The 21,559-nt window shown below is 60.7% G+C and carries 21 protein-coding genes; 15 read left to right on the top strand and 6 right to left on the bottom strand.

What is annotated here, in order from left to right; genetic code table 11:
* Positions 1 to 214 precede the first annotated feature (214 nt).
* Together OBACDRAFT_RS03195 and rpiB are read right to left on the bottom strand one after the other, a co-directional pair.
* Positions 215 to 1,117 carry a hypothetical protein gene (locus OBACDRAFT_RS03195; RefSeq protein WP_043582672.1) on the bottom strand — a complete coding sequence of 301 codons (903 nt, stop codon included), beginning with the start codon at positions 1,115 to 1,117 and terminating at the stop codon, positions 215 to 217.
* Positions 1,118 to 1,214: 97 nt separating this feature from the next.
* The gene (gene rpiB, locus OBACDRAFT_RS03190; protein WP_043582670.1) at positions 1,215 to 1,655 is read right to left on the bottom strand and encodes a ribose 5-phosphate isomerase B; all 441 of its coding nucleotides are present in this window, start codon (positions 1,653 to 1,655) and stop codon (positions 1,215 to 1,217) included.
* 113 nt (positions 1,656 to 1,768) lie between these two features.
* On the opposite strand from rpiB, the gene OBACDRAFT_RS03185 reads away from it, so the two are divergent.
* Complete coding sequence (locus tag OBACDRAFT_RS03185; RefSeq protein ID WP_052360977.1) at positions 1,769 to 2,203, top strand: hypothetical protein; 435 nt, start codon at positions 1,769 to 1,771, stop codon at positions 2,201 to 2,203.
* A gap of 135 nt (positions 2,204 to 2,338) precedes the next feature.
* A protein-coding gene (locus OBACDRAFT_RS26155; RefSeq protein ID WP_088179267.1) for an IS5 family transposase occupies positions 2,339 to 3,102 on the top strand; the annotation gives its coding sequence in 2 pieces (ribosomal slippage) (positions 2,339 to 2,711 and positions 2,711 to 3,102; 765 coding nt in all).
* 277 nt (positions 3,103 to 3,379) lie between these two features.
* On the opposite strand, the gene OBACDRAFT_RS03170 is transcribed toward OBACDRAFT_RS26155, so the two are convergent.
* Positions 3,380 to 4,417, bottom strand: a complete 1,038-nt coding sequence (locus OBACDRAFT_RS03170) for a 2-hydroxyacid dehydrogenase (RefSeq protein ID WP_043582666.1) — start codon at positions 4,415 to 4,417, stop codon at positions 3,380 to 3,382.
* Positions 4,418 to 4,530: 113 nt separating this feature from the next.
* On the opposite strand from OBACDRAFT_RS03170, the gene OBACDRAFT_RS03165 reads away from it, so the two are divergent.
* On the top strand, positions 4,531 to 5,436 hold the full coding sequence (locus tag OBACDRAFT_RS03165; RefSeq protein ID WP_043582664.1) for a PocR ligand-binding domain-containing protein: 906 nt from the start codon (positions 4,531 to 4,533) through the stop codon (positions 5,434 to 5,436).
* On the opposite strand, the gene OBACDRAFT_RS03160 is transcribed toward OBACDRAFT_RS03165, so the two are convergent.
* Positions 5,421 to 5,894 carry a hypothetical protein gene (locus tag OBACDRAFT_RS03160; protein WP_232766593.1) on the bottom strand — a complete coding sequence of 158 codons (474 nt, stop codon included), beginning with the start codon at positions 5,892 to 5,894 and terminating at the stop codon, positions 5,421 to 5,423. The genes OBACDRAFT_RS03165 and OBACDRAFT_RS03160 overlap by 16 nt on opposite strands.
* A gap of 232 nt (positions 5,895 to 6,126) precedes the next feature.
* Between OBACDRAFT_RS03160 and OBACDRAFT_RS03155 the strand changes: the two genes are divergently transcribed.
* From OBACDRAFT_RS03155 to ccoG, 5 genes are all read left to right on the top strand, one after another.
* On the top strand, positions 6,127 to 6,537 hold the full coding sequence (locus tag OBACDRAFT_RS03155) for a hypothetical protein (protein WP_198529838.1): 411 nt from the start codon (positions 6,127 to 6,129) through the stop codon (positions 6,535 to 6,537).
* Between the two features lie 90 nt (positions 6,538 to 6,627).
* A complete protein-coding gene (gene ccoN, locus OBACDRAFT_RS03150; RefSeq protein WP_043582662.1) occupies positions 6,628 to 9,018 on the top strand; it encodes a cytochrome-c oxidase, cbb3-type subunit I in 2,391 nt (796 codons plus the stop codon).
* A 21-nt stretch (positions 9,019 to 9,039) separates the two neighbouring features.
* Positions 9,040 to 9,198, top strand: coding sequence for a hypothetical protein (locus OBACDRAFT_RS28825; protein ID WP_198529837.1), 159 nt, complete (start codon positions 9,040 to 9,042; stop codon positions 9,196 to 9,198).
* A gap of 204 nt (positions 9,199 to 9,402) precedes the next feature.
* The gene (locus OBACDRAFT_RS03145) at positions 9,403 to 9,975 is read left to right on the top strand and encodes a cbb3-type cytochrome c oxidase N-terminal domain-containing protein (RefSeq protein WP_043582660.1); all 573 of its coding nucleotides are present in this window, start codon (positions 9,403 to 9,405) and stop codon (positions 9,973 to 9,975) included.
* Between the two features lie 86 nt (positions 9,976 to 10,061).
* Positions 10,062 to 11,486, top strand: a complete 1,425-nt coding sequence (ccoG, locus tag OBACDRAFT_RS03140; protein WP_043582659.1) for a cytochrome c oxidase accessory protein CcoG — start codon at positions 10,062 to 10,064, stop codon at positions 11,484 to 11,486.
* 397 nt (positions 11,487 to 11,883) lie between these two features.
* Here the strand turns inward: ccoG and OBACDRAFT_RS03135 are convergent, their stop codons facing one another.
* Positions 11,884 to 12,807, bottom strand: a complete 924-nt coding sequence (locus tag OBACDRAFT_RS03135) for an AraC family transcriptional regulator (RefSeq protein WP_043582657.1) — start codon at positions 12,805 to 12,807, stop codon at positions 11,884 to 11,886.
* 116 nt (positions 12,808 to 12,923) lie between these two features.
* Here OBACDRAFT_RS03135 and OBACDRAFT_RS03130 point away from each other — a divergent pair, with 116 nt between their 5' ends.
* The 5 genes from OBACDRAFT_RS03130 (at position 12,924) to OBACDRAFT_RS03115 (ending at position 17,795) form a co-directional block, all read left to right on the top strand.
* Positions 12,924 to 13,844 (top strand): DUF6807 domain-containing protein, encoded by a 921-nt coding sequence (locus tag OBACDRAFT_RS03130; protein ID WP_043582654.1) that lies wholly within the window; start codon positions 12,924 to 12,926, stop codon positions 13,842 to 13,844.
* A 25-nt stretch (positions 13,845 to 13,869) separates the two neighbouring features.
* A complete protein-coding gene (locus OBACDRAFT_RS03125; protein ID WP_043582653.1) occupies positions 13,870 to 14,931 on the top strand; it encodes a Gfo/Idh/MocA family protein in 1,062 nt (353 codons plus the stop codon).
* A complete protein-coding gene (locus OBACDRAFT_RS24900; RefSeq protein ID WP_052360972.1) occupies positions 14,928 to 15,695 on the top strand; it encodes a cupin domain-containing protein in 768 nt (255 codons plus the stop codon). The genes OBACDRAFT_RS03125 and OBACDRAFT_RS24900 overlap by 4 nt, the downstream gene beginning before the upstream one ends.
* A 372-nt stretch (positions 15,696 to 16,067) precedes the next feature.
* Positions 16,068 to 16,214 (top strand): hypothetical protein, encoded by a 147-nt coding sequence (locus OBACDRAFT_RS27835; RefSeq protein WP_157836895.1) that lies wholly within the window; start codon positions 16,068 to 16,070, stop codon positions 16,212 to 16,214.
* A 222-nt stretch (positions 16,215 to 16,436) separates the two neighbouring features.
* The gene (locus OBACDRAFT_RS03115) at positions 16,437 to 17,795 is read left to right on the top strand and encodes a sodium:proton antiporter (RefSeq protein ID WP_043582699.1); all 1,359 of its coding nucleotides are present in this window, start codon (positions 16,437 to 16,439) and stop codon (positions 17,793 to 17,795) included.
* A gap of 63 nt (positions 17,796 to 17,858) precedes the next feature.
* Here OBACDRAFT_RS03115 and ffh read toward each other — a convergent pair whose 3' ends face one another.
* Positions 17,859 to 19,217, bottom strand: a complete 1,359-nt coding sequence (ffh, locus tag OBACDRAFT_RS03110; RefSeq protein ID WP_043582652.1) for a signal recognition particle protein — start codon at positions 19,215 to 19,217, stop codon at positions 17,859 to 17,861.
* Between the two features lie 144 nt (positions 19,218 to 19,361).
* Here ffh and OBACDRAFT_RS03105 point away from each other — a divergent pair, with 144 nt between their 5' ends.
* Positions 19,362 to 20,309 (top strand): phosphatidylserine decarboxylase, encoded by a 948-nt coding sequence (locus OBACDRAFT_RS03105; RefSeq protein WP_043582698.1) that lies wholly within the window; start codon positions 19,362 to 19,364, stop codon positions 20,307 to 20,309.
* A 277-nt stretch (positions 20,310 to 20,586) separates the two neighbouring features.
* The gene (locus OBACDRAFT_RS03100; protein ID WP_043582651.1) at positions 20,587 to 21,525 is read left to right on the top strand and encodes an HDOD domain-containing protein; all 939 of its coding nucleotides are present in this window, start codon (positions 20,587 to 20,589) and stop codon (positions 21,523 to 21,525) included.
* Positions 21,526 to 21,559: the final 34 nt, after the last annotated feature.

The raw sequence follows: 21,559 nt of genomic DNA, 5'->3' as shown, positions 1-21,559 counted from the left end.
GGCATCGAAGGCCGTGCCGAAAAAAGCGCAACGCCCGCTATCGTGAACTCGTGATCTTGCCCAAATAGGCCGGCATCGCGGCTCCCTCGCAAGCGTCTCGCGGATCGGCCGCGAGATGCCCGCGACCCTTGCTCCGCTGCCATGTCTGACCCTTTCCTGCGTTCTCCTCCGCCCGCGTGACGATTCGCCCTGTTTCAGACGCATTCGCCCCGCTTCAACCCTTTTCAACCCTTTCCCCGGTTCGTGCCAGGCAAGAGGAGGGCAGGGAAGTGACAACGACAATGTAATCAGCCATGCACAGGCACTGGCAGGAGGGTTTGCGGCCGTTTTTTTTGGCGCTGAGCCTGATTTTGGCTCGTTCGCGTTGGGCGGCCTGTGGGCTGACGCGAAGGGCGCACAGGCGCAAGGCGGTGCCGTCCTTGAGGAAGACGGGCAGTCCGGAGCACTGACGGGAACGCAACTGGGCCAGCCATGCGGGAACGTCCAGCGCATGCCCCTGCTGGTCAAACAAGGGCAGACTGGTGCTGTGCCAGCGTAACAGGACCGCCCCCTGATGATCCATCACATGCCTGATCTGCGGGGCTCGGCAAAAATTCCGGTCGCCCAAAAACAAATCCCCCTTGCGCACCTTGTAACGGCACAGACTTTCGCCCCCCTTGTTGTCGGTCAGTTCGGCCTGTTCGCAAAACAGGCTGGGCAGTCCGATCGCATAATGCAGTCTCCAGTCCGTTCCGCTTGCTCCGGATTCCTCTATGGTCGTGCTGTCCACCGCCACCGCCGTCCACCCTTCCGGCAATCTCGACCACCTCGGCTGTCCGGCCTGCTGCTCAAGCAACCTTACGCTCATCCACCTCAGCCAACCCTCCGCGTTCCTCAGCCTCTTGAGCAACGCCACATCCGAGACCTCCGGCAACCCTGCCGCCGCCCCCCTCGCCACCGCATGCCTCAACGACAGCCCGCTCCCAGCGTGCATCAATATCAGCCTGAGCAACTCCTCCGCCGTTCTTATCCCCTTGGCCTGCTTGAACGCTCCTTGCTCCCTGGCCGCCACCTCCCACCCTTCCGGCAGCAGCCCCTTCACCAGCCCCCACTCTTCCGTCATCCATGTCTTTTTCATCCCACCTATCTACCCGTTTCCTCCTCCCATGTAAAGACAACATGTTAGCGCGTATAGGTCGGGAGACCCGCCCTCCAGTGGGGAAACTTCGCTCCGTTTATGCAGCGTCGATCTTCTGAATGCGCGGCAGGTGGCGTCCGCCTTCGAATTCGGTGGCGAGCCACACGCGCACAATTTTGAGCGCTTCTTCGAGAGTCACCGTGCGCTCTCCGAGGGAGAGGACGTTGCCGTCGTTGTGCGAGCGGTTCCAGACCGCCACCTGCTCGTTCCAGCATAGGCCGCAACGGATGCCTTTTATGCGGTTGGCCACGATGGCCTCGCCGTTGCCAGAGCCGCCAAGCACGATGCCGCGCTCAAATTCGCCACGCGCCACGGCTTCGGCGGTCGGACGGATAAAATCGGGATAATCGCACGAGGCGGGCGAGTAGGTGCCGAAATCACGCACGGTGTGTCCCTCGGATAGAAGGGCTTCCTTGATTTTCTCCTTGTAGGCGAAACCGGCGTGGTCGGAACCGATGGCGATGCTGAAGGTTTTCATGAATGATTGGTTTGGCGCGGGAAGCGGAAACGAAAAGGAAGTCAGTCCATCCACACTGGCGCAGGACTGTCGATCGTGTTATCGTTGTCGCCATGAATTCTCACCACAAACCCATGTCAACTCTTGCGTCAGTCGTGAGGACGGTGTCGCTGGCTGCTCTGATTTCGTTGCTGGCAGCGTGTTCGAGCCCGTCGTCGCGGATAGCGAAAAATCAAGCCGCCTTCGATACCTGGCCGGTGGAGCTTCAGGAAAAAATCCGCGCGGGCGAGGTGGCCACGGGCTTCACCCAGGAGCAGGTAACAATGGCGATGGGCAAGCCCGACCGGGCTTACACCCGGACCACCGCGGCGGGCACCACGGAGGTGTGGGCCTGGCAGAGCAGTCGTCCGTCGATTGGTTTTGGCATTGGCATCGCAGGCGGTTCGTCAAGTGGCGTGGGCGTGGGAGTCGGCTCGGGCATCGCCACATCGAGCGACCGCAACGACGATCGCCTCCGCGTGGTCTTCGATCGTGGCATCGTCACCGCTGTCGAGAAACTGCAAGAGTAGGGAGGTTCTGAAAATTCATTTTTGCACAGAAGATAACCAAGAAAACGAAGATGAAGACAGGGAGCATAATTTGTTCTAGGGAGTGTAGTCACGAGATAAGATTGACTGAGTTTTTTTGTGATGGAGAATGTCAGCATGGCGAAAGATCAACACCGTCACGACATTTCGGACCGAGTTTGGAGCGTTCTGGAGCCGCTGCTACCTGGAAGGAAAGGAGCGTGGGGAGGGGTGGCGGAGGACAACCGCAAGTTCCTCAACGCGGTTCTGTGGATTTTACGCACTGGTGCGCCTTGGAGGGATCTTCCAGAGGATTACGGAGGGTGGGGCAACACGCACAGGCGTTTTTGTCGCTGGAGAGACAAGGGGCATTGGGAGCGCCTGTTGTCGGAACTGATGAACGAGCCCGATTTTGAGTGGCTCATGATTGATGCCAGTCATGTCAAAATCCATCCGCATGCAGCGGGAGCCAGAGGTGGAAACGAGGCGATCGGTCTGACAAAAGGGGGCGAAACACCAAACTACATTTGGCCGTGGATGCGCATGGTATGCCGGTGCGAGTCATTGTTACAGCGGGTTCCACGGCTGATTGCACACAGGCTGGCAGGTTGATTGAAGGCATTGCCGCAGACCATCTGATCGCCGACAAGGGATATGACACCAACGCCATCATCGAAATGGCGCAGGCCGCAGGCATCTGCCCGCAGATTCCTCCAAAGACCAATCGCATAGAACAACGCGAATATGACCCTTATCTTTATCGGATCAGGCATCTGGTAGAAAATGCATTCCTACGACTCAAGCAATGGCGCGGCATCGCAACCCGATACGCAAAACGAGCCTCCTCTTTCCTCGCTGCCGTCCAATTCAGGTGTGCCATCCTCTGGGCTTCAATCTCGTGACTACACGCTCTAGAGCATTTTCAGTTGAGTTGTGTCCGTTGTCTTGGCGGTAGGGAGGCCTCTCCGAGGCCTCCGAAACCACGCTCCAATTACCTATGAATTTCGCATTCTCACACTACGCACGGCGGAGGCCTCGGAGAGGCCTCCCTACCAAGTATCAAATGGCTACAGTTTAAATGAAACTGCTCTAAAAAAACAAAAATTCCACTTCAATTGATTGTCTTCGTTTCCTTCGTTACCTTCTGTGCAATTTTTAGAACCTCCCAGTAGTTGTTCTCTACGCCGTGGCGGGACGGCTGCCATTGGCGGCGGCGGCGGCGCTGGCGGGCGTGAGCACATGGGCGCAGGTCCGGCCGGCGGCAAAATCCGTGGCGGCCTTGAGACTCGTTTCAGCGATGGTCTGCATGGCCTCCTCCGTAAAAAATCCCTGGTGGCCGGTGACGAGGACGTTGGGCATGGCGATGAGGCGCGAGAAGACGTCGTCGCCCAAGCCTTGCCGGGAGTGATCCTCGAAAAAGATTTCCGCCTCGTCCTCATAAACGTCGATGCCGAGCGAACCGAGGAGGCCGTTTTCCAGTGATTCGATGACGGCGCGGGTGTCGATCAGCCCGCCGCGACTGGTGTTGATCAGCATCGCGCCGCGCTTGAACCACGGCAGCGTGAGGCGTCCGATCAGATGACGTGTGGAGGGGGTGAGCGGGCAATGCAGCGAAACGATATCCGAGGCCGAGATCACGTCTTCGAGCATGCCAAATTCAAAATTTGCGGCGACCGCCTGCTCCGACGGCGCGGGATCGTAGGCGAGAACTTTGCAGCCGAAGCCTTGCAAGATGCGTCCGGTGATCGCGCCGATGTGTCCGGCCCCGATGAGACCGGCGGTTTTGCCGTGCATGTCGAAACCGAGCAGTCCCTCGATGGAAAAATTTCCTTCGCGCACACGGACGAAGGCGTGGGGGATGCGCCGGTTGAGCGCGAGCATCAGGGCCGCGGCATGCTCGGCCACGGAATGGGGGGAGTAGTTGGGCACGTGCGTGACGACGATGTTCAGGTCGGCGGCAGCTTCCAGGTCCGCGTGGTTGTAACCGGCGGAACGGAGGAGCAGCAGATTGACGCCGGCCTCGCTGAGCCGGGCGAGCGCCCCGGAGTCGAGCCGGTCGTTGACGAAGGCGCACACGGCTTCGAAGCCGTGGGCAAGGGGGGCTGTCTCGCGCGTCAGCCGGGCTTCAAAATAGCTTAACTGGTGGCGGTGGAGCGTGTTGGCCGCGTCGAAAAAGCGGCGGTCATACGATTTTGAGCTAAATACAGCAATTTTCACGTGCGGGAGGTATTAGGGTTGCATGGGTCTGCCTATCAGATGGCGTGGCATTTGTCTTCAAATGTGCAGATTTTGTTGCGCATTTTTAGCCAAAAAACGAGCATTGATCCTTCATGTCTTCAACAGACACACCAGTCAAACGCAGTCGTGAGCTAGTCGATCAGCTCAAACGGTCGCAAATTTACCGCGACTACGAGCAGGCCTTTCGTGATACCACCGGCCTGCCGTTGAACCTGCGTCCAATCGAGGCGTTCGACCTTCCCCACCACGATGATCCCAACGAAAATCCGTTTTGCGCATTGATGGCGCAGTCCAATCACACCTGCGCCGCCTGCCTGCAATTGCAGCGCAAGGTGGAGGAGCAGGCGCAGATGGAGCCCAAGACGCTCAAGTGCTTCGCCGGCCTGTGCGACTCCGCCGTGCCGATCCGCGTGGGGGAAAACCTGGTGGCGTTCCTGCAAACCGGGCAGATCCTGCTCCACAAGCCCGATGAGGAGCAATTCGCCAAAACCACGCGCCAGATCCTGAAATGGGGCACCGACGTGGACCTGAAAAAACTGGAGGAGGCGTATTTCCAGACGCGCGTCGTCACGAAGCGCCAGTATGAGTCGATCGTGCGCCTGTTGACGATCTTTGCGCAGCATCTGGCAACGCTGAGCAACCAGCTTGCCGTCCGCGAGGAGAACGCCGAGTCGCCGACCATCTCGCGGGCCCGCGCTTTCATTTCGGAAAATCATTCCGACGATCTCTCACTCGACGAGGTGGCCCGGGCGGTGAACATGAGCGCCTTCTACTTTTGCAAGATGTTCAAGAAGGCGACGGGCATGACGTTCACCGACTATCTGGCGCGCGTGCGTGTCGAAAAAGTGAAAAACCTGCTCCTCAATCCGCACAAGCGCATCAGCGAGGCGGCGTTCGAGGTGGGTTTCCAGTCCTTGTCGCAGTTCAACCGCGTGTTTCGCAAGATCGCCGGCGAAGCTCCCACGGGTTACCGCGACCGCATTCACAAACCCGCGTGAGCGGCTTGCGGGGCGTGGTGGGCGCGACGGTCGGAGGCGTGGCGTTTGCGATGCTGGCACACGGCGCAGAACGACTCGATTTCCCTGGCCGCGACGCGCCGGATGGCCGCGCGTGCGCGCGCCATTTCCTCCATGCGTTGGTCCGGTTCGAGCGCGATCCAGCGGCCTTGCGGGTCGAGCATTTCCTCAAGCACGGCGGCCTCGCCGGTCACGAAATAAGCAATGAGCGGGTTGATGCCGCAGGGACAGTGCGGGGATTCTGGATCGGGGGGGGGGGGGGGGCGTCCGGTGGGTTGCAGTTCCTGATAAAATTGTTCGAGGGTCCAGCCCATGAGATGCACCAGCGCATCCGGCTCGGCCAGCGCCGATGACGGGGGCAGTGCCCGCAATTTCCCCTCCCAGCGGGCACGCAGGAAATTCCGTCGGGCGAGGAGTGCCACGATGAGGGTATGGTGCATAATGACAATGTGCCACATCCCGCGAGTCCATGCCTCGCATCACTTGGCGAGCGTTGCGCGGATTTTGGAACGATGGGAAACAATGCAAGGGTTTGGCGGATTTGCCGGGTGGCCTTCGCAGCAGAAGCAAAAAATGCACAAGGGCGGCCAAGCCTCGCGGAGAGGCTGGCGTTTCATTGCGCTACCATTAAGCAGTCTTCATCGACTCTATAAAAACCGCTTTTCGTAATTAATGAACGTCATCCCGCTCACGCTGGTTATCAGCCTCTGTCTGACCGTTACTTTCATCATTTTTTTCTGGCGGGAGCAGACGCGCCGCCGCTTCAGCAGTTCGGAAAGCGAATCGTTGCTGCCGCTGGCGGAGGAGGAGCCTTCATCGGAGCCCATGGTCATCGACATTGCGGCCGCCGCTGCTGCGCGCACCGCCCGCCTGGCCGCAGCCGGTGCCCCGCCGCCCCGGACTTCCTGCGCCAGCCACGACCACGAGCACGGCCACGGCCACGGCCACACGCACGCGCATGGCGCGAAGGAAGAGTGCCGCGGCAATGGTTCGTGCAACTCCTGCGAGCGTCGCAAGAGGGCAGGGGGGGAGGGCGGGGGCGACGCCCGTGCTTGCTCCACGGCGTTTCCGCCATCGCACTGACGCGGGGATTGCCTTCCCCATGACCCTTGCTGATTTTTGTTCCGACCCGATCGAGACCGACTGACCCAACAGACTCCGAAAACCACAACCATGGCCGCACGCACTGTTACGCTCGAATACAACGACAAGATCGTCCGCCAGTTCATGCTGGCCGGCATCATCTGGGGGGCGGTCGGCATGCTTGTCGGCGTCATCGTGGCCTCGCAGCTCAACTTCTGGCAGATGAATGGCAAGTTTCTCGAATGGATCACCTTTGGCGGCTTCAAGGCTGACGGTATCCAATATCTCACATTTGGCCGCCTTCGTCCGCTCCACACCAACGCCGTGATCTTTGCCTTCGTCGGCAACATGATGTTTGCCGGCATCTATTATTCCACGCAGCGCCTTGTGAAGGCGCGACTCGCCAGCGACGCGCTTTCCGCGATTCACATGTGGGGCTGGCAGCTCATCATCGTGGCGGCGGCGATCACGCTCCCGATGGGCTTCACGCGTGGCAAGGAATACGCTGAGCTCATCTGGCCCATCAACATCGCGGTCGTCTTCATCTGGGTCGTCTTTGCGGTGAACTTTTTCTGGACGCTCGCCCGCCGCAACGAGCCGAGCCTCTACGTCGCCATCTGGTTTTACATCGCGACGATCATCACCGTGGCGATGCTCTACATCGTCAATCACCTCTCGCTGCCCACCTCGTGGACGCACAGCTACCCGATTTTTGCGGGCGTGCAGGACGGCCTCGTGCAATGGTGGTACGGGCACAACGCCGTGGCCTTCTTTCTCACCACGCCGATCCTCGGCATCATGTACTACTTCGTGCCGAAGGCGGCGGAGCGGCCCGTTTACAGCTATAAACTTTCCGTCATTCACTTCTGGTCACTCGTCTTCGTTTACATCTGGGCCGGCCCGCACCATCTGCTCAACACCGCGCTCCCCGGCTGGCTCCAGACGCTCGGCATGACCTTCTCGCTCATGCTCTGGGCGCCCTCGTGGGGCGGCATGTTGAACGGCCTGCTCACCCTGCGCGGCGCGTGGCACAAACTTCGCACCGATCCTGTCCTCAAATTCTTCGCCGCCGGTGTCACCTTCTACGGCATGGCGACCTTCGAAGGCCCGCTCCTCTCGATCAAGTCCGTCAACGCGCTCGGCCACTACACCGACTGGATCATCGGCCACGTCCACGCCGGCGCGCTTGGCTGGAACGGCTTCATGGCCGCCGGCATGTTTTATTGGCTCGCTCCGCGCCTCTGGAACAAGCCCCTCTACTCCCAATCTCTCGCCAACCTTCACTTCTGGCTCGGGACGGTCGGCATCCTCCTCTACGTCGCCGCCATGTGGACCAGCGGCATTACGCAGGGCCTCATGCTCAACGCCACCACGGACAACGGCACGATCCTCGCCCATTCCAATTTCGTCGAAACCCTCCTCGCCATCCGCTGGATGATGCTCTTCCGCCTCATCGGCGGCGGCCTTTACCTCATTGGCTGGTTCCTGCTCATCTACAACATCGGTCGCACCATCTGGCGCGCCGCCCCGGTCAACGGTTCGATCAGGGTCTTCGTCGAGGACAAAACCACCGCCGCCGCCGCGGGCGGGCGTATCGGGATTTCTGGTACGTTCCTCAACCCGCCTTTCATCTTCTCCGTCCTCGGCGCGCTCTTTGCCTGCGTGTGGATGTTTGGCGGCGACCTCTTGAAGCTCATCGGCCTCTTCGGCACCATCCTGTGCGTGATCCTTGCCTGGATGCACTTCGAGACACGCGGCGGCCAGTGGGCCGGCTGGTATGACAAGCTCCTCGTCCACGCCACGCCCTTCACCGTGCTCACCTTTATCGCCGTCGCCGCCGGCGGCATGATCCAGATCATCCCCGCCGCCATCGCCAACCGCGCTCAAAACGTCGAGGACCGCCTGCAAATCCCCTACACCCCGCTCGAACTTGCCGGGCGCGATATCTACGTGCGCGAAGGCTGCTACAACTGCCATTCGCAGATGATAAGAACCCTCGTGCCCGACATCATGCGCTACGGACGCGCCGGTGTGAACGACGACTACTCCCGCCTCGGCGAGTCGATCTACGATCACCCTTACCAGTGGGGCTCCAAACGCACCGGACCCGACCTCGCCCGCGTCGGCGGCAAATATACCGACGACTGGCATTTTAACCACATGCGCGATCCCCGCATGTCGCCCGGCTCCAACATGCCCGCCTATCCGTGGCTCTTCGAGCAGACGACCGACACCGCCGCCCTCCCGCGCAAGATCGCCGTGCAGCGCCAGCTCGGCGTGCCTTTCCCGGACTGGTCCGACTCCGAAATTCAGGCCCAGGTTGAAAAACAGGAGACCGCCATCGCCGCCCGCCTCAAGGAAAAGGGACTCTACACCCAACCCGACCGTGAGATCGTGGCCCTCATCGCCTATCTCCAAAAACTCGGCTCCTACGAACCCGTGAAACACGCCGCCCCCGCTCCTGCTCCGCTGATACCGTAAACGAATCCCTCCCCCCCCCCCATGTTTCGCCGCCTTGTATTGGAAAACTGGATCAGCCTGCTCACCGTGATCGCCTTTATCACGGCGCTCTCCATTTACCTGCCCATCACCTGGCGCGCCCTGCGCATGACCCGCGAGAAAACCGACCACCTTGCCCACCTCCCGCTCAACGACGACTGACCGACCCACCTTGATTTTTATCCTGGTAGGGAGGCCTTTGTGCCCTCTGCCGAGGGCAGCCCTTCGGGCCATCGCCTTCGGCGATGCCATCTCCGCGCTGCTGCGCTCCGTCCGAGGCCTCCGCAACCACGCTCAACCCACCACCAAGTATCGCATCATCTTACCACGCCCGGCGGAGGTCTCGGAGAGACCTCCCTACCATAAATGACCTACGACGACCCGACCATGATTCCTCCCTCCTCCGATCCGCCGCCGCCCGGCCAGCTCGACGGCCCCATTCGCCATCACGTTTACGACGGCATCGCGGAGTATGACAAACGCCTCCCCAACTGGTGGCTCCTCACCTTTTACGGAGCCATCGTGTTTGCCATCGTTTACTGGATGGCCACCCAGCACTTTTCCCAGCAGACCGACGGCCAGCGCGTCACCGCCCTCATGCAGCAGATCGAGGCCGTGCGCCTCTCCTCCGGGGCCGCCCAACTCGACGACGCCGCCCTCTGGCAGATGAGCCGCAACCCGGCCTTCGTGAAGTCCGGCGAAGCCATTTTCAAAACCAACTGCGTGGCTTGCCACGGTGCCGACCTCAAAGGCGGCATCGGCGTCAACCTCGTCGATGACGAATGGCTGCACGGCGGCAAACCCACCGAAGTCGTCCACACCATCACCAACGGTGTCATTGAAAAAGGCATGGAGGCTTGGGGCCCCAAGCTCGGCCCGCAAAAAGTCGCCGAAGCCGCCGCCTTCATCCTCTCGCATCACAAGGAAAGTAGCGAGTAGCGAGCATCCCGAACCGCCAATCCTCCCCCCCCCCCGCGCCAAAACTCCGACTACTCGCTACTCACTACCCGCTACTCGCTACTCCTTTGACCTTTGACCCAAAAATCCGCCCCAACCGCGATTCCGTCACCACCATTCGTGATGACGGCTCGCGGTTGTTTCTGCATCCGGCGGATGCGCGCGGACGCTTCACCCGCCTGCGTCGCATTACCGGCTGGCTGCTCATCGCGTTTTACCTCGCGCTTCCCTGGATACCCATCAACGGCAGCCCGGCGGTGTTCCTTGATGTAGCCTCCCGCCGCTTCCACCTCTTCGGCGGCACCCTCGCGTTTCAAGACGCGTGGCTGATGTTCTTTGGCATCACCGGACTCGGCTTCACGCTCTTCTTCATCACGGCCATCCTCGGACGCGTCTGGTGTGGCTGGGCCTGCCCGCAGACCGTGTTTCTCGAACACGTTTACCGCCGCGTCGAACGCTGGATCGAAGGCGATGCCGTGGACCGCCGCCGTCTCGACGCCGCGCCGTGGACCAACACCAAAATCATCAAACGTATCGTAAAACACACTACATTCATTTTCCTCTCCGCCGGCATCGCCCACCTCTTTCTCGCCTACTTCGTTTCCCTCCCGCAACTCTGGTCCATGATGACACGCGCGCCCGGTGCGCATTGGGGATCATTCGTATTTGTGGCCATCGCCACCGGCATTCTGTATTTCAACTTCGCCTGGTTCCGCGAACAGCTCTGCCTCATCATCTGCCCTTATGGACGCCTTCAATCCGTGCTCATCGACGACAACTCGCTTGTCATCGGCTACGACGCGAAGCGCGGCGAACCGCGTGGACGTCCCGGAACACCAGACGCCGGAGCCTGCATCGACTGCCAGCGCTGCGTCCAGGTCTGCCCCACCGGCATCGACATCCGCCAAGGACTGCAAATCGAGTGTATCGCCTGCTCCGCCTGCGTGGACGCCTGCGACGAGGTGATGGACAAACTCAAGCGTCCGCGCGGCCTCGTCCGCTATGATTCCACCAACGGCCTTGCCGGGCAGCGCACCCGCTGGCTGCGCCCGCGTGTAGTCATTTACGCGATACTTTTTCTCGTTGGCGCCATGGCCGCCACGCTTGCGTTCTCCACCGTCCGCCCGGCAGCCATGTCCGTTACCCGCATGACCGGCGCGCCCTACTTCGTGACGCCTGACACCGTGCGCAATCAATACTTCGTGCGCATCGTCAACAAAAGCACCGTCCCCGTTCGATTCCGCGTCACCGCGCATCCGCTCCCGCCCGCCACGGACAAGGGACTGGCGCAGTTTGGTTTTGAAGGCGGCATTGAAGTCGCCCCACTCGCCGAGGTCGTGCAGCCCTTCATCCTGCAAGTCAGCCGCGACGCCTATGCAGGCAAGTTCAATTTCCGGCTTCAGGTGCAACCCGAGGACGCGGCATTCACGCTGGAACGTGAACTCGAATTTATCGGTCCCGACGCCGAATTGCTCCGCGAAGAAAAAAAGTAGGGAAGGGAGGGGGGGGGGGGGGGGGGGCCACGCCACTTCAAACTTTCGGGATGTTCTAAAAATTCTTTTCCCAATCCAACAAACCAACCGCGTACCGAGCGCAGCGACAGTCTGACATGGTCGCGAATGAACGCGAATTCAGAAAGACGATGGAATGCATAATTATTTGGCTATGGTAGAGCATTGTCGGTTCAATTTGTCGCAAGATTTAAGAACTCACGCAGAGACGCAGAGGCGCAGAGAAGACACAAGTGACTAATTATAATTAAATTACAAATACTGCATTTTTCTGACTCTGCGTTCTCCGCGTCTCTGCGTGAGACAAAATAAACCGAAAATACTCTATTGTATTTTTATTCGCGTTCATTCGCGACCATTCGCGGTTAAAAATGTATTTTCAGAACCTCCCTTTCGATTGCGATGCCTTGCGAAAACTTCCCGGCGCTTCACCCAGGCGTCGGCGGAACAGCCGGGAAAAATAAAACACATCCTCAAACCCAACCGCCGCCGCGATCTCCGCCAGTGACTCGCCGCGAGTGCGCAGCAACTCGCAGGCGCTCTGCAAACGCAACTCCAGTTGATAGCTGATCGGCGAACGTCCAAAACGCGCCTTGAACCGACGCGAAAGATGCGAAGGCGACAGCCCGGCGTCCTTCGCCAGCGTCGTGAGATGCAACTCCTCACGATAGCGTGTACGAATGATATCGCGCACCTGGTCGATCTTGTCCGGCGCGGCTGCCTCCTTCCTGAACACGTTGCGAAACACGACCGTGAGAATCTCCGCCAGCAGGGCGCCCAGTTCCAGATCGTCGGGCTGAGGCGAGGCACGTCCGCGATTGACCAGCGCCTCGATTTTCCCCGCGAGCACGCGAGCCAGCGCTTTCGGCAAGCGGCGCGACAGTACCGGTTCGCAAGGCAGGTTTGTCCATGCGGACAACAACCCGGCAAAGTCCAGTCCCAGCATTTTTATCGGCGAACCCGAACCCGGATGCACGAACTCGAACGTCACCTCCGCATATCGCGTCGTATCCCGGCCTGAGTTGAGAAACTGATGCGACTGACGGGGCGACGTAAAAAAAACTTCGCCCGGCGTGGCGGACCAGTTTTTCCCCTCGATCTCAAAAAATCCCCTCCCCGCAGTGACGAGCACGATGTGGTAATGGTTGTGGACGAACGGAGGCGAGCGCCGCGATTGCGGCGGCGTGTAGTGGTTGGATTCCGCATGGATGACCCGCCCGTAATACGGACCTTCCGGTTGCTGCACCGTGAGGATGCCGGGCAGTCGGGCGGGGGTGTTCAGGTTGACGAAAAGTTGTGACATGGCAGGGGGGGGGGGGGGGAGGTCGGATGCGCAAAAAAGTCCATTGAAAAGCCTTTTCTGTCAATTGCTGCCTGTTCGCGTTCCAGCTATGATCGGGGCGTCACACAACCGATTCTATGACGATCTCCAGCTCTTTATCAAACCCGAGGCCCCCCTCCGCCCATACGCCGCTTCTCCTGCAATCCAGTTGGAACGACACGCTTCGCATCGCCGCCACCACTCCGGGCGACGCGCGTTCCATCACCTATCGTTACAATCCGGACACGCCGAAACCGGGTATCCATCCACTGGTGACACCGCGCGGACACGTGCTCACGGGCTGGGAAATGTCCGACCATGTGTGGCATCGCGGCCTGTGGTTCACGATCAAATTCATCAACAAGGACAATTTCTGGGAGGAGCGTGCGCCCTTTGGCCGGCAGGTGACGCACGCCGGGCAGCCGGTTTTGGAGCCGGTGGCGGCGGACGCGGCGCGCATCATGCACACGCAGCAATGGATCTCGCCGGCGGGTGAGGCGGTGATGGATGAATCGCGTGTAGTTTATTCTAAACTACAAGATGATGGCGTGACACTCGTGGACTGGGATATCTCGCTGCGCGCCTTGCGCGACGTGATCCTGGATCGCACGCCTTTCACCACGTGGGGAGGTTACGGTGGATTTTCGTTGCGGGCATCACGCGGGATGCACGGGGTCGATTTTCTTTTGCCCGACGGGACAACCGTGCCGTCGATCAGCGGTGACCCGCATCCGTGGGTCGTGATGCAGGGACGCATGGATGGCGGGGCGGACGAACGGGTGTCGGTTTGCATGATCGATCATCCCGAAAATCCTGTTGCGCCGGTTCCGTGGTATGCGAAGTCGGCGAATGGGTTCACCTTCATCAACGCGGCATTCCTGTTTCACGGATCGCTGAACGCAGGCGCCGGGGAGACACTCCGTTTCCGTTACCGTCTGCTTTACCGTGACGGCCTCTGGAATACCGACGAAGCCGCTGCGCTCGCCGCCGGGTTTCGCAAGCCCTTCGCTGCCGCCTGAATCACATCCCTGTATTGTTTCCATCATGACACTTCCCCTTCCTCCCGCACCTCGACTCAAAGTATTGCACGTTGGCGTCACCAACCGCGGTTTCTGGCCCATCGAACACGCGACGCCGTCCACCGGTTTTGTTTCGCACGCACTCTGCGACATCAACCCAACCGCCCTCGAAGAAGCGCGCCGTCGGACGGGGCTGCCCGCCTCGTCCTGCTTTACCGATCTCGGCGACGCGCTTGCCAGAAGCGGGGCCGAGTGCGTGATCATTTGCACGCCGACGAAATTTCACGTCCCGATGGTCAGACAGTCCATCGAGGCGGGACTGCCCGTGCTGGTCGAGAAAGGGATGGCGCCGGACTGGGATTCCGCCCGCCAGTGCGCCGCGTTCGTTCAGGCACGGCGGGCCATCGCTGCCGTGGCGCAAAACTACCGCTACAAGCCTGTCGAACTCACCATCCGACGGGCCCTGCGCGATCCGTCATTCGAGGCGTGGTTGGGACCGGTCCATCAAGTCTCGTTCAGCCAGCAACGGGTGCGCCCGCGTGTCGGCACGCTGGATTATCCCTACGCCTCGATATGGGACATGTCGTGTCACCACATGGACACGCTTCTCGACTGGTTCGGGCCGATTGCGAATGTCACCGCGCACGCATGGCGCGCAGCCTGGTCGCCCTACACGCGCGACGACCCCAACACCTCCGCGCATCTCGTCTTCGACAACGGCACGCGCGTGCATTACCTGCACACGCATGATGCGGCGCGCAGCACGTATGACATCGAACTGCACGGCGAACGCGGCGCGTTGTTTTTGCGTGATAGTAGTCTGAGTTTCAATACGCGCCCGACGGAGCAGTTCGGTTCACGTCCTCTCAGTGTCATCACGCCCGTCGTCTCGGCAGAGCTGGACGACTTGTTGCGCGATTTCCATGCATGGATCACAACGGGGGTGGAGCCCGGTATCAGTGTGCGTCACAATCTGGAAACCATGGCGGCCTGCGAGTTGCTGGTGCGTTCGATCTCCCAAAAACGCACCGTCGCACGCAGCGAACTTGACGCCGATATGCAGAAAACCCTCGTCACCGCACAATGAATACACCCGCATCATCATCATCCGGGCCATCGCAACCGCCGCTGCCCGCCGGACTCATTGGCGGCATCGGTCTCACGGAGGTTCATGTTTACACGCAACGCCCCGCGCCCGATGGCGTGTGTTCGGGTTGCCCGCATGTTCACGCCGTGACTGACGAGGGCTATTTTGTGCTTTCCGGTCGCGGTCGCGTCGAGTTTCACGATCTCGAAAACGGATTTCGTGAACTTGCGCTGGCGCCCGGTGACTATGTGCATTTCCCGCCGCTGGTGATGCACCGCCTGGTGTCCGAGAATGTGCTGGTGATTCTTGGCATCATGGGCAACGCCGGCCTTGCCGAGCGCGGCGAGGCTCGGATTTATTTCGGTCCCGAAGTCGATGCCGCGCCGTCGCGTTTCGCCGAACTCGTGTCATTGCCGCGTCACTACGGACTGGCCGGCGCGCTCGACCGTCGCGACGCCGCCGTGCGCGGTTATCAGGGATTGATGGCGTTGTGGACGCAGGATCGCCCGGCCTATTTTGCCGAACTGGAGCGTTTTTTCGCGTGCCATTGCGCCGCCATCGCCGCCAAGTCCGCGGACTTGCAAGCGCAAGTGGACCAAGGGCCGCGTGCCTGGGCGGACCACACAAGCGCCCGCCTCGCCTTGCTCCCGCGCCTGCCTGAAATTCGCCCCGATGTTTTCATCAATCGCGGTGGAAGCGAAGAGGCGTTGGGCATGTGCGGCGTCCTTCGTCCCATGCTCCGCTTGGAACAACTCGCAGCCTAGGTGTTTAGTCCCGGGAAGAGGTGGTGAGGGTTGGAACAATAAACCAACCTCAGAAGAACTATGGGGCAGATACTACACGGTTGCGCCCGAACGACGGCAGCGGTGCGTCGGGCGATCCAGCATAGTCTTCGGAGGCCTCGGGTATCCATTTAGCGGAGAGGAGAAGTGGTGGAGGGGGCAACTCTGGTGCGTCAGCGCCTGGGAGCGCCGGCATCAAAAGTGGCGCGGGCGTCTCGCCCGCCTCCGGCGTGGCCCGGCAATCCTGGCCGTGAACGGCGCGGCAGCAAAACGCCGCCGGTTTGTTTCCGGACGGCGCGGAGAGGCACCTGATGCGGGTGGGACGCCCGCGCCACTCCGTTGTAGGGGCTTCGCTTGCGAAGCCCGCGACTACGTTTCGGCCTGCGACTGCTCTTCTGGTATTCGGTAAATCCGTCCGGCGTGCGCGGGCGTCGCAAGCGACGCCCCTACGTGCGGGCGGGACGCCCGCGCCACTTTTTCTGCCAATCCTCCGTCGCGTAACATCAGTTCGTAATTCGTCATTCGTAATTCCCTCACCCCTCCCGGTTACACCCGCGGCGAACCCCGCGCCGCGCCCTGCCTTGCCAAAACCGGGGGGGCCCACGAAGCACGCGAATACCCAGACCCGCCCTCCAAGCGAAAAAAACGTCGCACAAGGAGAGGCGGCGCGGTTGAGTGCGAGCGACTCCGTCATTTATCAAGCGTATGATTCTGTCCTCCTACATGTCCATTGTCCCCCTTGCCTCGGTCTCCGGTCCGGCCGGAGCGGTCAACACGCCGCTCTGGATGGTCCTGCCCTTCGGGCTGCTCCTGCTGCTCATCGCAGTGATGCCGCTGTCACCGGCAAGGATCAAACATCTGTGGGAAAAATACTATGCCGTCGTCGCAGTGGGGCTCGGCGCGCTCGTCGTCATTTATTATCTGTTCTTCATGCCTGGCGGCGGAGCGACGGCGCTGCACACGGGACGCGAGTATCTGTCGTTCATCTGCCTCATCGGTTCACTCTTCGTAGTCTCAGGCGGGATACACATCAGCATCAGGGACCGGGCGGCGCCAATCACCAACGTCATCTTCCTGGCGGTGGGCGCGGTGCTGGCCAACTTCATCGGTACAACGGGCGCGTCGATGGTCATGATCCGTCCGTGGATTCGGATGAACAAGATCCGCATCAGCGCCTATCACATCATTTTCTTCATTTTTGTGGTGTCCAATGCGGGCGGGGCGCTCACGCCCATCGGTGACCCGCCGCTGTTTCTCGGCTACCTGCGCGGGATTCCGTTTTTCTGGCTGCTCGAACACGTGTGGGTGCAATGGGTGTTTACCATCGGGATGCTGCTGGCGGTGTTTTACGTTTATGACCGGCGCGGCTTCAACCACGCGTCCAAACGTATCCAGGAATCCATTGCGCACCCGCCGGAGTCGGTGCGGGTCGAGGGGAGGGGCAACTTGGTTTTCCTCGCGATCATCATCGGCGCGGTGTTTATTTCCGACGATTTTTTCCCGCACTTGCGCGAGTTAATCATGGTGGCGTCCGCCGCGACCTCGTTCGTGCTCACGCCGGGACGCATCCACAAGGCCAATCAATTCACCTTCGGCCCGATCAAGGAGGTCGCGTTTTTGTTCGTCGGGATTTTTGCCACGATGATCCCGGCGCTCGGTTACATTGACCAGCATGGGCAGGAATTTGGCATCAAGAAGCCCATCACCTACTACCTTTCGTCCGGCAGCCTTTCGGCGGTGCTCGACAATGCGCCAACTTACGCGACGTTCCTGCGTCTGGCCGAAACGACCATCCAAGCCGATCATCCCGAGGCGTTCACCGGGCAGGAAACGACTGAAAAACATGTGCTCGACGTGATGCGTGACCTCCCGACGGGGCGCAACCTGATCGTGGCGGTGAGCTTGGGCGCGGTGTTTTTTGGCGCGATGACCTACATCGGCAACGGCCCCAATTTCATGGTCAAATCAATCGCCGACAGCGCAGGCATCCGCACGCCGACGTTTTTTGGATACGTCTTCAAATACAGCCTGCCCGTGCTGCTGCCCATCCTGCTGTTGGGCGGGTGGATTTTTCTTGGATAATGGTATTACGCGACGCTTGCGACGTAGCGGCGGTTTTTTAACCGCCGCTCCTTGGGCGGTCCGTCAGAACATCCGGCGTCCGCCGGGTTGGCCGCCTTGTTTTTGCATGGCCTGCATCTGACGCATCATCTTTTTGCCGCCGCCGCCTTTCATCATCTTCATCATCTTCTGCATCTGCTGGAACTGCTTCATCAGCTGGTTGACCTCGAAGACTTTCACCCCGGCGCCGTTGGCGATGCGGATGCGGCGGCTGCCGTTGAGAATCTCGGGCTTGCGGCGTTCCTTGAGCGTCATGGAGAGGATGATCGACTCAGTGCGTTTCATCGCCTTTTCGGCGTCGTCATCGAGTTTGATGCCGCTCATGCCGGGCATCATGCCGAGGATGCTCTGCATGGAACCGAGTTTCTTGATCTGCTGCATCTGCGCGAGGAAGTCTTCGAGGTTGAAGTCGGCTTTGCGCAGTTTTTCCGACATGCGCTCGGCTTCCTTTTCGTCGATGACTTCCCTGGCTTTTTCCACGAGCGAAACGACGTCGCCCATGCCGAGGATGCGCGAGGCGAGGCGGTCAGGATAAAAGGATTCGAAGTCGGCGGTTTTTTCACCGGTGCCCACGAATTTGATCGGCACGCCGGTGATGCTTTTGATGGAGAGGGCCGCGCCGCCGCGTGCGTCGCCGTCGAGCTTGGTGAGGATGAGGCCGGTCAACTGCACGGCTTCGTGGAAGGCTTTGGCAACGTTGACGGCTTCCTGTCCGAGTGCGCCGTCGGCGACGAGAAACACTTCGTCGGGTTGGATGCGGGCGCGGAGTTTTTTGACTTCTTCGATGAGGTCTTGGTCGATTTGGAGGCGGCCGGCGGTGTCGAAAAAGATGGCGTCGGCTCCGGCGGCGCGCGCGGCTTCGAGACCGGCGGCACCAATGGCGGGCACGTCCTTGGAAACGCGGTCGGAGTAGAAGCCGAGGTCTTCTTGCTTGGCGAGGATTTCGAGTTGGTCGATGGCGGCGGGGCGGTAGATGTCGCAGCCGACGACGAAGGGTTTGTTGTAGCCGCGTTTTTTTAACAGTTTGCCGAGCTTGGCGGTGGAGGTCGTCTTGCCGGAGCCGTGGAGGCCGACCATGAGGATTTTGAGCGGGCGGGCGGCGGAGAGTTCGGTGGTGCCTTCGCCGAGGAGGCGCACGAGTTCGTCGTGGATGATTTTGACGATCTGCTGGCCGGGGGTGACGCCCTTCATGACTTCCTGGCCGACGACTTGTTGCTGCACGCGGTCAACGAACTCGCGGACAACCTTGAAGTGAACGTCGGCGGAGAGGAGGGCGGTGCGCACTTCCTTGAGGGCCTCGGCCATGTTTTCTTCGGTGAGCTTGCCCACGCCGCGCAGGTGGCGGAGGGCGTTGGAGAGTTTGTCGGTAAGGGACTCGAACATGACGGTGGAAAATAAAGGAGAGTGGCGGTGTGACGGGAAAAAGCGGAGAGTTGAACCGGGCCGGGCGCGCGAATCCATGCAAATCTATGGAGGGTCAGTTCGATGTTGAACGCGGGCGGGGGCTTCTTGGATGTTCATGGCCGCATGTCTCAACCGATCCGATATTATGACCGCTACGCCCGCCAAGTGCTGACCGAGCAGATTTACGGCGAGAGGTGGCTGCGCTGGGCCTATGAAACACGGGTGGGACGGCTGGCGGCGTGGCTGTTGTTCAAGCGCGCCTGGTTCTCGCATTGGTATGGCTGGCGGATGAACCGCCGCGTGAGCGCACACAAGGTGCTGCCGTTCATCCTCGATTACGGGCTCGATGTGGACGAGTTCGCGCGTCAGCCGACCGAGTTTCGCACGTTTAACGAGTTTTTTTACCGCGCGCTCAAGCCGTCCGCCCGTCCCATTGCGCCGGGGGACGATGTGGCGGTGTTCCCGGCGGACGGGCGTCATCTTGTGTTTCCCAATGTGGACGAGGTCGCGGGGTTTTATGTGAAGGGGCAAAAGTTCACGCTCGCATCGTTGCTCGGCGACGAGGCGCTGGCGCGGGAGTTCGCCGGCGGATCAATGGTCATCTCGCGGTTGTGCCCGGTGGATTATCACCGTTTTCACTTTCCCGTCGCGGGGACGCCGGGCGAGCCGCGTTTGATCAATGGCGTGCTCTACTCGGTGAGTCCGGTTGCGCTGCGTCCGCGCGTGTTGCGACTGGTGGAAAACAAGCGCGCCTTGACGCTCATCGAACTTGCTGCGCCCCAGGGGGGGGGGGGGGGGGGGAGGTCGAGCACGGCGGGCGCGGCGGGAGGCGGGCGCGTGGCGATGCTGGAGGTGGGGGCGACGTGCGTGGGCACGATTCGCAACACGTTCATGGCGGGGAGGCCGGTGGCAAAGGGCGCAGAGAAGGGTTTTTTTGCGTTTGGCGGTTCGTGTGTGATTACGTTGTTCCAGCGGGGGCGCATCCGGTTTGACGACGATCTGGTGGAGCAGAGCGGGGCGTTCGTGGAGACTTACGCGCGCATGGGCGACCGCATGGGCGTCCGGGCGTGATGGCTCCTTTGGATCGGATCGGATTGGATCGGATAAAAATTACTTCATCGGCGTCCATTGGCCGCTCCGGGCCGAGGATGCCGCTGGCAAAACGCAGGGGCGAACACCTGTCCTGCCAGCATAGTCGGGGCGCGCAATAAAGCGGACCGGTGGACCTGACCCTGTCGCGGCGTCCCCGGGCTTGCGCCGGTTTTTTCATGCAAAACCTGCATTCTGCTAAACCTCCCGCACGGCGCTCCGATTAGGAAACCAGAAAAAAATCGCGCGCACGACATCCATGACGACCTCTCACCCGGCTCCAACCCACTCCCCTCCCGCCGTTCACGGGGCACCGTACACGGACGATGAAATCCGGCGGCGCATCGACGCGTGCCCCAAACTCGCCTCCCTGCAAAGCGTCAACAAGGACCTTGAGCGCGTCGTCAACTCCGAGCGCAGCTACACGGCGCAAATCGCCGAGGTCATCCGCCGCGACCCCTCGCTCACGGCCCGCCTCCTGCGCATGGTCAACAGCGTATTTTTCGGCCTTAGCGCCAAGGTCAACGACATCGAGGAGGCGGTGCTCTTTCTCGGCATCCGGCAGATACGTGAACTGTCGATGGCCACGCCGGTGATCGAGGACATGCAACGCATCGGCGAATCCAAGCTCGGCCTCCCGTGGCGCGAATTGTGGAAACACTGCATCGGCTCGGGCATCATGACGCGCGAGATCCTGAGCACCACCACGCTCTCCATCGACGACGACATGGACTACATTATCGGATTGTTGCACAACGTTGGCAAAGTGGTGCTCGCCACGACATTTCCCGACGAGTTTGCCGAAATCGCCGTGCGCGCCTGCGCCGACACCGCCGAAGTCTGTCAAGTCGAGCGCACCCTCATCGGCTGGGACCACGCCCGCGTCGGCGGCTATTATCTGCAACGCCACCAACTCTCCAAGGAAGTGGTCGAAGCCGTGCTCTACCACAACGACCCGGCATCCGCGCCCGAACACGCCTTTTGCGCCGCCGCCGTGCAGGTGGCCGATCAACTTGTGCGCCAGTCCGGCATCCGCGGCGGCTTTGAAAACGTGCCCTCCCTCGCCCCCGACGAATGGGAGCGGTTGCCCGGCTGGCGTATTCTTTACGGCGAAGGCGAACGCGCTTCACGCTTGGCTCGCGCGGCATTATCCAACAGTGTGCAACGCCTGCCCTTCATCCTTAGCGGCATGATCTGACGCATCGCCCGCCCCCGCTCTTTCCACCGTCCAC

This window comes from Geminisphaera colitermitum TAV2, assembly GCF_000171235.2.
GTDB lineage: Bacteria > Verrucomicrobiota > Verrucomicrobiia > Opitutales > Opitutaceae > Geminisphaera > Geminisphaera colitermitum.
The sequence above is the reverse complement of the archived record's forward strand: the minus strand, read 5'-3'. Positions and strand labels throughout refer to the sequence as shown.